This is a genomic window from Pelomonas cellulosilytica (assembly GCF_021353265.1).
Lineage (GTDB): Bacteria > Pseudomonadota > Gammaproteobacteria > Burkholderiales > Burkholderiaceae_C > Pelomonas > Pelomonas cellulosilytica.
This window is the reverse complement of the sequence record NZ_JAJTWU010000004.1, coordinates 496590-509731: the sequence shown is the minus strand read 5'-3', so window position 1 is coordinate 509731 and position 13142 is coordinate 496590. Positions and strand designations below refer to the sequence as shown.

Annotated in this window: 11 protein-coding genes, 1 tRNA gene and 1 pseudogene; 4 read left to right on the top strand and 9 right to left on the bottom strand. The window is 63.7% G+C overall.

All coding sequences use genetic code 11. The features are described 5' to 3' along the window. Nucleotides 1–108: pseudogene (locus LXT13_RS13210) on the bottom strand (integrase); the annotation flags it as partial. A gap of 121 nt (nt 109–229) precedes the next feature. Between LXT13_RS13210 and LXT13_RS13205 the strand changes: the two are divergent. Continuing rightward, on the top strand, nt 230–514 hold the full coding sequence (locus LXT13_RS13205) for a YlcI/YnfO family protein (protein ID WP_057300987.1): 285 nt from the start codon (nt 230–232) through the stop codon (nt 512–514). Further along, complete coding sequence (locus LXT13_RS13200) at nt 511–837, top strand: type II toxin-antitoxin system RelE/ParE family toxin (protein ID WP_233372383.1); 327 nt, start codon at nt 511–513, stop codon at nt 835–837. Before LXT13_RS13205 ends, LXT13_RS13200 begins: the two co-directional genes overlap by 4 nt. 214 nt (nt 838–1051) lie before the next feature. Here the strand turns inward: LXT13_RS13200 and LXT13_RS13195 are convergent, their stop codons facing one another. The 5 genes from LXT13_RS13195 to LXT13_RS13175 all read right to left on the bottom strand — a co-directional run bounded on the left by LXT13_RS13195 (nt 1052) and on the right by LXT13_RS13175 (nt 9094). Further along, the gene (locus LXT13_RS13195) at nt 1052–1468 is read right to left on the bottom strand and encodes an energy transducer TonB family protein (protein WP_233372382.1); all 417 of its coding nucleotides are present in this window, start codon (nt 1466–1468) and stop codon (nt 1052–1054) included. A gap of 307 nt (nt 1469–1775) precedes the next feature. Next, nucleotides 1776–2627, bottom strand: a complete 852-nt coding sequence (locus tag LXT13_RS13190; protein ID WP_233372381.1) for a nucleotidyl transferase AbiEii/AbiGii toxin family protein — start codon at nt 2625–2627, stop codon at nt 1776–1778. Next, nucleotides 2624–3250, bottom strand: a complete 627-nt coding sequence (locus tag LXT13_RS13185) for a type IV toxin-antitoxin system AbiEi family antitoxin domain-containing protein (RefSeq protein WP_233372380.1) — start codon at nt 3248–3250, stop codon at nt 2624–2626. The genes LXT13_RS13190 and LXT13_RS13185 overlap by 4 nt, the downstream gene beginning before the upstream one ends. Nucleotides 3251–4391: 1141 nt before the next feature. Next, nucleotides 4392–7352: a matrixin family metalloprotease gene (locus LXT13_RS13180; RefSeq protein ID WP_233372379.1), complete on the bottom strand. Its 2961-nt coding sequence runs from the start codon at nt 7350–7352 to the stop codon at nt 4392–4394. Between the two features lie 485 nt (nt 7353–7837). After that, entirely contained in the window at nt 7838–9094 is a 1257-nt protein-coding gene (locus LXT13_RS13175) for a glycoside hydrolase family 19 protein (protein WP_233372378.1), read from the bottom strand. A gap of 230 nt (nt 9095–9324) precedes the next feature. Between LXT13_RS13175 and LXT13_RS13170 the strand changes: the two genes are divergently transcribed. Then, nucleotides 9325–10794 carry a hypothetical protein gene (locus LXT13_RS13170; RefSeq protein WP_233372377.1) on the top strand — a complete coding sequence of 490 codons (1470 nt, stop codon included), beginning with the start codon at nt 9325–9327 and terminating at the stop codon, nt 10792–10794. 164 nt (nt 10795–10958) lie between these two features. Here LXT13_RS13170 and LXT13_RS13165 read toward each other — a convergent pair. Continuing rightward, nucleotides 10959–11034: transfer RNA gene (locus LXT13_RS13165), tRNA-Ala, on the bottom strand. 51 nt (nt 11035–11085) lie between these two features. Here LXT13_RS13165 and LXT13_RS13160 point away from each other — a divergent pair. Continuing rightward, nucleotides 11086–11976, top strand: coding sequence for an alpha/beta hydrolase (locus tag LXT13_RS13160; RefSeq protein WP_233372376.1), 891 nt, complete (start codon nt 11086–11088; stop codon nt 11974–11976). Between the two features lie 36 nt (nt 11977–12012). Here LXT13_RS13160 and LXT13_RS13155 read toward each other — a convergent pair whose 3' ends face one another. Next, nucleotides 12013–12231, bottom strand: a complete 219-nt coding sequence (locus LXT13_RS13155) for a DUF2788 domain-containing protein (RefSeq protein ID WP_233372375.1) — start codon at nt 12229–12231, stop codon at nt 12013–12015. 71 nt (nt 12232–12302) lie between these two features. Continuing rightward, a complete protein-coding gene (locus tag LXT13_RS13150) occupies nt 12303–13097 on the bottom strand; it encodes a DUF2189 domain-containing protein (protein WP_233372374.1) in 795 nt (264 codons plus the stop codon). Nucleotides 13098–13142 lie beyond the last annotated feature (45 nt).

The window sequence follows — 13142 nt, the reverse complement described above, 5'->3', positions numbered from 1 at the left end:
CCGGACTCGGAGTGCCCAGATGTCCTTGACCTTGAACGGCGCTTTCTGGCCGATGATCTTGCCCTTGGTCCACGGCTCGCGCGACGGGGTGTTGTTTGCTGATCCCATGATGGTCTCCCATCGAGTTGAGGGGCCAGCAAGCATGCGCCAGGGCCGCCCGAATCGATAAGGATTGCGCGTCGGCAGCTTGCGGATTGTCGGCGTAGCACGTTTGCTATACATTTAAGCGATGCGCTCCGCCACCTTTCCCCCCATCCGCGTCGAGCCCGAGGTTCGGGCCGAAGTCGAAGCCGTCTTGCGGGACGGCGAGTCGCTGACCCAGTTCATCGAGCAGGCGGTCGTTGCAGCCGCAGCTTGGCGTCGCGTGCAGGCGGAGTTCGTCAACCGCGGCGAGGCGGCGATCGAGCGTTGGAAGCAAGAAGGTGGCGGCCGTACGGTCGACGAGGTCATGGCCGGCTTGCAGGGGCGCCTTGACGACGCGAAACGTCGAGCAGCTGAACGCACTGGCCGGTGAAGCCCGTCTACAGCGTCACGCTGCTCGAAGAGGCAGTTGTGGACCTTCAGCGCCTGGAGGACTTCGCTATCGAACGTGAGCTCGCAAATGAAACGCCGGATTGGACGACGCCTCAACGCGCGCTCGACGCGATCAGCGAGGGGATGCGTCTACTGTCCTGGTCGCCTTTCACCTGCCGGAAGGCGGAACTGGGGAATGGCCGCTCGCGAGAGTTGATCGTGCCGTTTGGCGGCGCGGGCTATGTTGTGCTGTTCGAAATTGTCGGCAACGACGTGGTCGTGGGTGCTGTTCGACACCAGCGCGAAGAGGACTACCGCCACTGAAATCGGGCACTAGGCCAGAGCCGGCCGACGCTGCGAGGCGACGGCTCGTGTCGGCCGTGCTTATCGTGCTTATCGCCCGTTCTGAGTCACCCGGCAGCTTCGTGCCCAAAAGCGAAGTTCATCGAGCCACGGCAATCGAAAGCAGGGTGTCAACAGCGTCTCGCGAGTGCTGCGTCGAATCGGCGGTGCAGGGCCGATGTCCTGCGACCAGGCGTCAGAGCTTGTTGGCCTCAGAAGAAGATGCCGGCTGAGGTGGTGCAGATGTCGGTGGTGGTAAGACTCGCGTCATCTGCGGCGCTGAAGGTGTCCGTTCCCACACCTCGACCCAGGACGTCGTCAGCGCCGCGGGCACGCCTCCCCGGGTGCCTGGCTGGAATCGGCAAGTCTTTGCCGCGGCCACCAAGGCGTTGTCTAGTGCGCTGGTGCCGCTGGGGATGAGCAACTTGACGTCCGTGACGGCGCCGACCTTATCTACAGCCGACTTGCGAGACTGTTTCATCCAGCGTTCGCAGGCGGATGGTAGTTGTTCGTTGGTAATTCCCTCGACAACCGCAACCTTGTAGTTCAGCAGGTAACTGACCGCCTTGCCCGTCTTGTCACGGGCGTCAACGCGCAGCGCGAACTGATCCATCCCTTGATAGCTCGAATCGGCACTGAACTGGAACGACAAACCAATGCCCGCCCGCCTTTCGCTCTGCACGAGCGTCCGCGCGTCGTCGCGACTCCGAAACTCCGACAGAGCGTTCGCGGTCTGCGACGGTCGCCGAACCCTGAAGCGGTCACTCGGACGCCACAACCGCAGTCGGCAGCATCGAACGGTCGCTCTTGACGACGTACACCTTGAAATCTTCCTTGGGGCTGACGTGATACAGGTTGCACATGGCCGATGCGCGATAGCGTATTGGCATGGGCATCGCCCGATGGATGGCCCGACTCGCCTACTGCCTGGGCCATCCGAACCGCATCGCACGTGTTCGGATGGCCCCGATCACCTCGCGAAGATCCATCGGGTCCAGCTTGTTCTTGCTCAGGAACGCCCGCCATTGCGTCTGCTTGGTGGTGTCGTCGGCAAATGCATCGCTCAGGCCGATGGGCATGGTGCTGGGCATGGCCGTCTGTCGGCGGGCGAAGGTCGCTTCGATGGCTTGCTGCAGTTCTGCATCGTCGATCGTGTGGTCGCGCAACAGCAGGGCGAGGTCGAAGAAGTCCTTCATGCGAGTGTTGGTCATGCCCAGCACGGTCACGGCATGCAGCTTCTCGGCCACGACCGAGGCCTTGGGGTAGGCGCGCAAGGTCGGTGCGGGTACGTCGGGCAGCAGCGTGGCGTAGGCTATGGACTGAGCCGCCGGCGTGACGGCATCGCCGAAGCCGATGTCGATCTGAAGGGACATGCGGGCGCCGTCGAGCGTGGCGCGCAGGTCGATGCGAACGCCGCCGTAGCCGGCATCTTTGCGGATCGGGCTGCCCGTGACCGACGTGGCATCGAAGACGACGCCGTCGTCCACTGCGATGCTGGCGATGGATCGGAACAGGTTGACCAGCGTAGGCGCGTCGTCGGGGCCGAAACCCAGGAGGTCGGCATCGCGTGTCGGCCGGTGCGGCTGCCCGTACCAGAGTTGGAACAGCAGCGCGCCCTTGAGCAGGAAGTTCGGCGCGTGTTCGGAGATGGACAGCCGGTAGAGCAGGCGTTCCAGCCCGTACCGGGTCAGCGTCAGGTTGAAGTCCTGCTTGGACTTGTCGGCGTGCTGCTTGAGCCTGGCGCGGATCGACGCAGCGCGGTTGGCGGTCATGCCGTGATGGCCTCGATGTAGGGGCGCATGACGTTGGCCATGCGCCCGCGCGCGGCGTGGCGCCACAGGTCGTCCAGCGTGAACTTGCGCTGGGCCCAGCCGTCGCGTAGGGCTTCCAGCGCCACATCCAGGCCGATCTTGTTGCGGAACCGAAAGCAGTCGACGACGGTCCGGGCCGCATTGAAGACCGGCACGTCGACGCCGTCGATGATCAGGCGATCGACGCCCTCGGCGAGGGCTTCGTCCGACATCCGTACGACCCGGAGGGCGGGCTGGTCGAGCCTGGGACTCACCATGTGCGAAGGGATGGCGAACCAGACCTCATGTGGAGCCTGGGTGCCAATCTCGTGGACCCTTAGTGCCGACAGCAGGCAGACCACGCCCCGGGGTACGCGTGCCGAGACTTCTGCCAGCGAGCGGTGCTCGCTGATCTCGGCGCCCGGCAGACCGTAGAGACCGCGTGCCACGCGTTCGAGCTTGCCGGCCTGCACCAGGCGCGTCAGGACGATGGTTGGCAGGCCATGCTGCGTCAGGTCACGCGCACGCAGCAGGGTGCGGTTGCGCGCAAGGCGCAGGACCTGCTGTTCGTGGGTGGACGCGGTTGTGGCGTCGGTGGCCTTCATGGGTGCATTGTGTTGCGATAATAATGTCATCGTCAATAATTGCAGTCATAACGCAACATTTCCGCACGTGAACTGGTGGGGCCGGCTCTTTCGAATGACCGGGTGCAGTGAAGTGTTCGCAGCGGCTCGACCGGCGTGCTCGTTGGAGCGGCCCCTTGCTCAGAGACAAGTCAATGGACCATGCGGTTCACGCGGGCGTCGCTGCGCGACAGTCGTGGCGTGCAGCGCACGCCTGGACATCTAGGCGCGGCCCTCCCGTGCGAGGTGATCGCGGGCCTGCTTCCTTCACGCTGCGCGTGAACGGGCCCGCTTGGCGAACTGGCCGGTCTTGATCGGCTGCGCTTCGCGCTTGTCCGGCCAGATCGCCACACCTCGCACCAGCCATGCCCGTGGCCGGGCCGCTCTTGTGTGGTCGCAGCGGCTCGACCGTCGCGCCAGTCGCTGCGCTTGGTGTCACGCCGGCCGCAGAGACGCCGCTGCTTGGGCTGTTGGAGTGCCTGATGGCGTTGATCGTGGCGGCAGAGGGGATGAGGTGCTGGGCCCTGCAGTAACTTTGCGGTGCAAGTGCTGAAATTTTCCGGTTACTGCGCAAGTTACTGCAATGTGATCTCGGATCGCCCGGGACAGGGTGGGACTGTTCGGGCAAGAAAAAAGCCCTAGAGCGTTGATTCTCAAGGGCTTTTGTTGCTTCTCTGGACGGTTTGCGCTTCAATCCATATCTTTGCCAGCGTGCCCGACGCATTTCCATGACGCCGTCCCTTCATAGAGAGGACGGAATCGAGCAGTTTGCGCGAAACAGGTGCAGACGTATTTGCTTGCCGTGGGACCGCGGCTGAGTGAAGCAAGCGCCGCCCTGAGAGCAACGTTATCGCTACCGAAATTGCTTGCCAGCAAAGTTATCGGGCTTTGACCTTGCGCCCCGGTGTGGTTGGAATGAACCTGAACACAGCAGCACGACGTCAGCGCGCCAAAGCCGAATCGGCCCTCGTGTGAGGGCCGATTCGATGGGCGTTATCGTGCTCGCTGACCTGGATGGTTCACCAGCGACGCCAATCAACGCGCCGTCGCCACTCATGTGCGGGTCAGGGCGTAGGCGGCCCGGCGGGCCCAATACGGCATGCCGATTGGAGCTTTTCTTACCTCACTTGCCTCCCACCAGTTGCTGCCATTGGGCCTTGGCGCGCTCTTCAAGCGCCTTCAGCCAGGCATCGCTGAGTGCCTGGGCCCGCTCGGCCTCGGCTTGCGCGATCTCGGCAGCCGTCTTGGGCGGTACGCCTGGGGCCTGCGCGGCGGGGACATGGCCTTGCTCGTCACCCACGCTACGAAGTGCTGCTGCGCCGGACTGTAGAACCGTGGCGTTGCCTGCCTGCGTCTGCAGCGCCTGGACCTCAGCCGTCGTCACGACGAAGGGATTCACCCCTGCCGGTGTGGCGACGGGCGCACCGGTCAGCACGGTCACGGAGACGGACTGGCTCACGCTGGCACTCGCGCCGTTGCTGGTCTCGCGGCTGGCCGCGGTGACGGTGAGCCGGAGGTCACCCGTGAACCCTGCCGGCGGCGTGAGACTGAGCTGGCCGAGGCGCCAGCCTGTCAGATCAATGGGTGCACCGCCCTGGGCCGTGTGAACGCCGTCGCTGAGCACCGCACCGATGGGCGTGCCGTCCAGCGTCAAGACCATTGACTCAGTACCGTACGTGTCGGTAAGCGCAGCGGTCACGGCCGGCAACGCGATGGCCGTATCTGCCAGGCCATAGACCCGGCCCGCGCCGACCGGCAGCGTTTCCACGAGGCGAACGTCGTCGATCATTGCGCCGCGCTGCGGCACGGTCGTACCGCTGGCCACGGTGTCTCCGCCTTCGAGCACGATGGTGATTTTGCGGCTGGCGCCGTTGCCCGTGAACCTGAAGCTCAGCGCTTGCCAGTTCAGCGCCGTCATCGGGCTCGTGCCACCGTAGCCGCCGACCTTGACGCCATCAACGTAGATGCCGATCTGCGTGTTCTGCGCCGACAGGCCCAGCCCGCCGGCGTAGTCCAGGCTCAGCGTATAGACCGCGCCGTCGATCGTGTCGATTTGACGCTCCACGCCGAGCGTCTGGTAGGCCGAGTTTCCACGGCCGTTGCGCAAGGCCAGCCACTGCGTGCCATTGCCGGCCATCGGCTGCACGATGACGTTGTTACCGGCGGCATTGGCCATGCGGTCGCCCGCCGCCCAGATCTCGAACGCGGCTGTCTTGCCCGTCGTCGGCGTGATCACGGTCCAGCCTTCCAGCGTCGGCCCCGTGACGACGCTGGCCAGCGCGTTGGCGTTGGCCGGTGTCTCCCAGCTCGTCGCCAGCAGCTCGCGGCTGATGGCAATGTCGCGCGCGGTCAGCGTCAGCGCCGGTGCATCTGCGACGGCGACGAACTCCGCGCTGAGCGCCTGGGTCGTCGTCGCATAGCTGCCAGTGGCGCCTTCGATGGCGGTGGCCTGGAGCTGAAGGGTGACGCTGCCATTGAAGTCGCGCGGCGCGGTCAGCACGAGGGCATCGAGCTGCCAGCCGGAGAGGTTGACGACGCGCTGGGCCGCGGACGGCGTGAAGCTGTGGGAACCATCGGTCAACGTGAAGCCATCCGGCAGTCCGGTCAGCGTCAGCACCAGGCTCTCGGAGCCATCGTTGTCGACCAGGCCGGCGACGATGGTGTGCAGGGCCAGCGCCATGTCTTCCAGGCCGATGACGGTGGCGCCGCCGGTGATGGGCAGCGTGGGCGCGTCGGCCACGGCGGCGATGTCGATGACGAGGCTGGCGGCCGGGCTGTAGAGCTCGCCGTCGTAGGCCTTGAAGCCGATATGGGCGTAGTGCGGGTGCTGGTTGCCTTCGCCACTGCCGAAGTAGCCGGCGCCGCCGGAGGCGTTGGCGGCGGGGACGAAGCGCAGGCCGCGCGCGGCCAGGTCGGCCTGGCTGAAGCGCTCGCCCACCGCAACCGCCGCCCAGCTGCCGTCGGCCTGCTGGCGCTGCAGTTCACCGTCGGCCGGCAGGGCCATGATCTCGACCTGCAGCAGGTCGGGGCGGCTGTCGGGGTCGACGACGGCGAAGTTCGCCCAGCTCAGCGCCAGCGCCGTGTCTTCGACGCCAGTGGCCAAGCCGTCGGCCGCCGTCGGCGCTTGGTTGGGCGTGGTGTCGGCGGCGAGGGTGCGCACGTCACGCACGACGACGTGACTGTCAGCTGCCGCAAAGCCGAGCAGGTCAAAGCTCAACAGCACCGACTTGCCCGTCAGCTCCCGCGCAAGCATGACCAGATAAGTCACGCTGCCATCAGCGTTGATCTGCTTGCGCACGCTGGACGCCAGACGCTCGATTGCGACTTGACCGTTGCGGGCGGTCTGGCGATTCAGCAGCGCGTCGGACCCATCCAGGTCGATGTGACCTGCCACTGGCACGCCGGTGTCAGCATCGAGCAGCGCCACCTCAAAGGCGTCGCCCGGTCCGCCGGCGTTGGCCTGCAGGCCGGGTCCGGCGAGAGTGAAGCTCAGCAACCTGTCGTTCGCTCCGACCGCAAAGCCCTGCAACAGGCGCGCCTGACGGCCGCCGTTCTCACCCAGCGTGGCACCATCGCTCGTGAAGCTGACGTCACCCTGCGTCGTCCAGCCAGCGCCGGAGGGCGTGCCTGATTGGCCGAAGCTGCCGTTGAGCATGCTGGCATTCACGCCCGTGGCGAATTGCGATGCTGCGCTGCCGTCGCTGACGCTGCGGCGCGCGGCCCGACTGCCTGAGGCCGTGCGGCCACTCAGAGGTAGACCCGGCTGGTTCGGCGAGTTCGGGCTCGGCGGGTTGTTGCCGCCACTTTCGCTGTCGGACGCTGCCTTCAGTTCAGCAATGCGCTGTGCCATCCAAGCCAGCTCCGCCTCTGTCGGCAGGCGGCGCTCGCCCGGCTGCAGCGTCGCAGCCATGAAATCGGACGAATCGCCGCTGTGCTCCAACCCCAGCATATGGCCGTATTCGTGCAGCAACACCGAGAGCAGGTCCATCTTGCCGTCGGCCGCGCTGCCGGCCTTGGCACGCCAGATGGTCTTGTCGGCAGTCGGAAGGAAATCGACGGTGTTGTCGAGCGGGGTGGTGTCCAAGTACCAGCCATGACCGCCCGCATTAGTGTCTATGGTGATCGTCGAGTTGGTGGTTTGCCCCAGCGAGCCATCACTGAAGGCGCCAACATCAAGCTTCGCGACGCCCATCAAGCCGAGCGATTGGGAGAAGCTTTGGAGATTATATACATTTAATAATGGCGCCGATTCAGAAATCTTCCACGCAAACCCCTTGCAAATTGGGTTCGAATTGGCAGACATCAACGCGTCGTTGGTAACGCGGAAGAAATAACGAACCGAAACAGAATATTCGCCATCAGCCACCGTCAAAGTGAAGGAGTCGTCGCCGACGAATCCCTCGCTGGGAACATATCTTGGATCCCTCAGGTCGCCGCCGTCGGAAACCGGTTCGACCAAGCCATGCTTAGGCGGCACCGATACTGAAACCTTTGCCGATCCATACTTTATCCTGTTATCGGCCGCATCCTTCACCTTGAAATAGTAAGAGTTGACATAAAGAATCGGCGTCATATCGCCAAATCCGGTTCCGGAAGGGGGGCATTCACAACGCCACAGACGCCAAGAATGTTCTTGGTTGGGGTCGAAGGCCGAGGCTTGTCTGCCTGAGTCACTATCAGAACCTGCGCGTTGTTCGCATGATCTGGAACTTGATCATAATTAATCATTTCCGACTCCGAATTGAGGGGAGCGAACGACTGCGCAGCCTGATCTGCCAGCTGTTGGAATGGTGTCGACACGGCAGATTGAACGCTATCAGCCGCAGAGGTGGTCGTATTGGCTGAATCGAGAAGCAAGTGTGCCGCCGGCTCAATGCGCCTCACCAACGGCGCATGAATATTAATGCCAAACTGTTGCTCATAATCAGTTGCCGCACGCGCCGTTATCCCTACACGATTCAACGCCGCATTGATGTTTTCATACGGATTTCCGCCCTCTCGCGACAAGGTGATATTTCGTTGCCAATTGCTCCAGCGTGTCTGATAGGAATTGACGTCGGTCGCAATGCGCCTGGATACAGAATCAGTGTAACGATTTCCAGAGATATAGTGTATGGAGGGGTGCTGGGGTGTTGGGGTGGGGTAATGCGTCGGATCATTTGGCCCCGTGTAGTAAAACTGAGGTGGTGTCACATCGCTCTCATTTAGCGTGTCTGCCCCCGCATTTGTCACCCTATTGAACCAGTAATCTGCCGCCGTCAACGCCAGCAATTCCAGGTCATTGTCCATGATGCCAGGGTTGGTCATGATCTGGTTGTACATGGCCGTTCCGGCACCGAAAACTCGGCGAGCAAATGCCTCGTAGTTTGCTCGCCCCGTCAAATGGAAGGGTCCGCGCCCGCGAAAATCCCAGCCGTCATTGGGTTCGGTGTTGCCGAGATCCACCCTGTTTCCATAAGCCATATTTGCAATGATGATTGCAGTGGCTTGAGGCAATGCCGGCGAGCTTGAGTTGGGCCTACCCAAATATTGAGCCCAGGTGAGGTGATGTCCCGCTGCGTCTTGATGCCCAGAATCCCCTTGGAATCTGGTTCCAAAAAGACTAGGATTCGCCAAATTGGCAACCGTCCAGTGATCATCCGTCTCAACGACGGTCTTAAGCCCCCCCGTCTCCGCTTTCGCTTGGGCCAGCAGCGCCACTATCCGTTGCGGCGTAATGAGTCCAATGCCAAGCCTGCTGAACGCCTTCTGCAAGGCAGTCGCCCAGGCGGCGTAATCCACCCGTGGCACGGCCCCCATGAATTTGGATAGGGAGTCCTCAGTCATGGCAGATCCCACTGGCGCTGCTGTACCTCCAATCAACACATTGGATGCGTCAATCAGGCCGCCACTAATAGTGCCGTCGCCAAATAGGGCATTTCGAATCTGTGTAGCATTATCATGCGTAATTGGAATGTTCTCCCAATAGCCGCCGACGCAAGGGGACGCCAGATGAGAGGCTTGAGCGGCTGAGCTTTCGGGACCTGTTCCGCTTCTGCTACCTTGACCAGGAGGGTATGGACAACGTCTTCTTCAGGTTGGACTCGGACAACTACCCAATTCGTGCCAAGAGCGTAGATGCACTGCGGTACGTGCTTGGCTACCGCACAGAACAGGTGGCCGAGCTGGAAGCTCGTTTGCAAGAAGTGCGCGAGCAACGACTTGGCTTGCTATCAGGGGCTCAGGCGCTCGCCAAAGCGTTGATGGATGCTGGCTTGGACGACATCAATGCCTATGACGCGAAGATTGAATCGACCAAGGCTGAAATCGACCAAGCACGCGCAGCCGCGCAGGCCGCGCGAGAGCAGCGATCTCCGGCGCCGCACGCAGCCGAGGAACTACGTGAACGTGCGCGTCGCCTCGCACAGGAGCAGATTGCACTTCAGCAGGCGTCTTCGGACATCGACCTGCGGATCGGCGAACTTGAACGTCACAACAACGAACTACAAATGCTGTCGGTTCGCTTCCAGCGAACGGCCTCAGCGCGGATGGTCTTGGGTGGCGTCGATTTCTCGTCGTGCCCTCGATGCACCCAAACTCTGCCGATTCGCGAGGCTGGAAGTTGCGCCGTTTGTGGGCAGCCTGAGCACATCACCGCGGCAGTGGGTGCGCTAGACGAATCGGTGGTCAACGAGGACCTTCGCGCGCGTCAAGCAGAACTGAAGGAGACCATGGCGCGCATGCGTGCTCAGAGGCGTGCCGTTCAGATTCGGGCCGGCGAAATAGCGGCAGAGCGCAGTGCCGCAGACCATTCTCTGGAGCTCAGGCTGAAAGAGTACGACTCGGCGTTCCTTTCTCAAGCCCTGCAGCATGAGCGTGCCGTAGCCACGCTTGAACAACGACTTGACGCGATGTTGCGGTATCGCAAGCTGCCGGATGTACTTCAAGAGCAACAGGCCCAAGCGGAGGCCTTGAAGATTGACGAAGCGGAGCTTCGGGCGAAGCTTGAAGGCGCGAAGAAGTCGGCCTTCAATGACCGAAAGAACGTTGAACTGCTTGGTCAACTGTTCCTCGACTGCCTGGTGCGAGCGAAGTTTCCCGACGTGAGAGCCGACTTCCGGGTTGAGATTGACCCGGCGACCTTCTATCCGCGCATTCCTCTAGGCGTGGACGAAGCTCTTGTGGTGCTTTCCTTTGACAACGCGGGAAGCGGCGGCATGAAGGCGTTGTTCAAGACCTGCTACGCGCTCGCCTTGCATCGGGTTTGTGCGCAAGCGGGCGATTCAAGGTTGCCGCCAGTCCTGATCATCGATACGCCGACCAAGAACGTCAGTTCGGTGGAGAACCCGGAGGTGATTGCCGCATTCTTCCGATTGGTCTACGAGCTCGCCGCAGGGGAGCTTGTCGGAGCGCAGTTCGTGATCATCGATAACGAGTTCAATGCCGTGCCGGAAGGTATCGATCTTCCGATAAGCAGTCGACATCTCGTCAACGGCGACCCGAACAACCCGCCGCTCATCCCTTACCTCGTTGGGGACTTCTCGTAGTGCTGCGTGTGACTTAATGCCGTGAGGTGCCAGGCACAAAAGAAAACAGCCCCTGGCGGGGCTGTTGAACTTAAGGCTTGCACCTGTGAAATGAACTTAAGGATTGCACACGGTGCAATCCAATGCTTCAAGTCACACATGCGGGACCGCCTGGAATGATCACTTGGTGGAGAGGAGGAGGATCGAACTCCCGACCTCCGCATTGCGAACGCGGCGCTCTCCCAGCTGAGCTACCCCCCCACGCGAAGCTCGCAGTATAGCGTGCGTCGGGCGCTGCTATCGTCATTCACCATGACGACACGAAGAACGACAAGTTGGTACGAGGCGCAGTACGACCATGGCGGCCGAGTAGCGGGGAGCGCCGGCATCCTGGCGCGCTGGGCCGAGGCGTCGGCGCTGGTGCGCGAGCAGGCGGCCTGCCGGCTGGATGTGGCCTATGGGCCGGAGCCGGCCCAGGTGCTGGACGTGTTCCTGCCGGACAAGCTGTTCGCCGGCGGCGCGGCACCGGTGCTGGTCGTGCTCCATGGAGGGGGCTGGCGAGCGCTGGACAAGTCGGACTATTCGTTCCTGGCCGCCAGCTTTGCCGACGAGGGCGCGCTCGTCATCGTGCCCAACCATGACCTGTGTCCTCGCGTGGGGCTCGAACACATCGCCATGCAGCTGGCCGATGCGGTGGCCTGGGTCTGGCGGCAGGCGGCGGCTTATGGCGGCGACCCGGGCCGTATCGTGCTGTTGGGCCATGGCTCCGGAGGGCATCTGGCCGCGATGTTGAGCTGCTGCGACTGGAAGCGCGTGGGCCGTGACCTGCCGCGCCGGCTGGTGAAGGGCGCGATGTCGATGTCGGGTCTGCACGACCTGACGCCGTTGCGTCGGGTGCCGTCGCTGCAGGCCGACCTGCGGCTGGATGTGGCGGCAGTGCGGCGGCTGAGCCCGGTGCTGTTCCCACCGCCTTCGGCGCCGCAGTCGCTGCTGGCGCTGGTGGGTGGCGATGAAAGTCAGGAGCTGCGCCGGCAGACGCGGGCGATTCGCGAGGCCTGGGGCGCCCGGGCCGTGCCCGTCTGCGAGGAGCTGCCCGGCTGCAACCACTACACGGTGTTGCATGACCTGGCGGACCCCGAAGGACGGTCGCACCAGCTGGCGCGCCACCTGCTGGGCCTGCGCTGGTACAGCGGCCTGGCCTGAGGTCGGGCGCGGCAGGTCAGCGCCCCTGCTTTGTGGTCAGCCCAGGTGGCTCTCCAGGAACCACTTGATGACGCCCTTGGCCGCGAAGCCGACGAGGCCGAAGCCCAGCCCAAGCAGCAGCACGAACGTGCCAAAGCGCCCAGCCTTCGATTCGCGGGCCAGCTGCAGGATGATGAAGACCATGTAGAGCATGAAGGCCGAGACCCCGAAGGTCAGGCCGAACTGCGCGATCTCCGCTTCGGTGTAGCCCCACATGTCAGGGCCGGCTCGCGATGGCGAGGTCAGAGCGGGAGTACGGTGGCCGGAAGGTTTCGGGGTACTGCATGTCAGTCGTGGCGGCGTGTGACGAGGTCACGGTAGGCATGCCAGCTGGCGTGGCCGAGCCAGGGCAGGATGACGACGAGGCCCACCAGCGCCGTGGCCATGCCGACCAACGTCAGCAGCATCAGCAGCGCGGCCCAGAGGGCGATTGGGGCGGGGTGTTCAAGCACGACGCGCCAGCTCGTCAGCACGGCGCCGTAGACGCCGAGCCGGTTCTGCGGCTGGTCCAGCAGCGCGGGGATGGCGACGACGGTGGACGCGAACACCGGTGCGGCGAGCACCGCGCCCAGCGCCAGCCACAGTTCGAACAGCGGCGAGGCGTCGTTGAGCACGACGTGCACGAGGAAGTCGCGCGGCGTGCGCACCGGCGCGGGCGTGAAACCGGCCACGAGGCTGGCCGAGCACATGACCCAGCCGGTGCCGGCGAAGGCCAGCAGCACGCCGAAGACAACGAGGCGGCCATCGCGCGGCAACCAGGCCTCGCGGACCGTGTGCCAGCCCGGCTTGCCGCCGCGGTCCAGCTCGCGGCTGCAGGCGTAGAAGCCGGTGGCCAGCACGGGTGCCACGAGCAGGAAGCCGCTGAACGCGCCAGACAGCAGCCAGAAGCGCTCGTGCGCCAGCCACCACAGCAACGCGCCGAAGGCGGCCATCACCGCGCCTTGCGCGAGCGACACAAGCGGCGCGTGCCAGAGGTCGCGCCACCCGCGCGCCAGCCAGCCCAGCGGGCGCAGCAGCGGAATGGCCCGGACGCCGAAAGCCTGCGACTCGCGCAGCGCCTGTTCACTGAAACGGTTGGGCATGGCACCTCACCGCCGCAGTGTCGCCGTAGCGACGTGCCGCGCGCT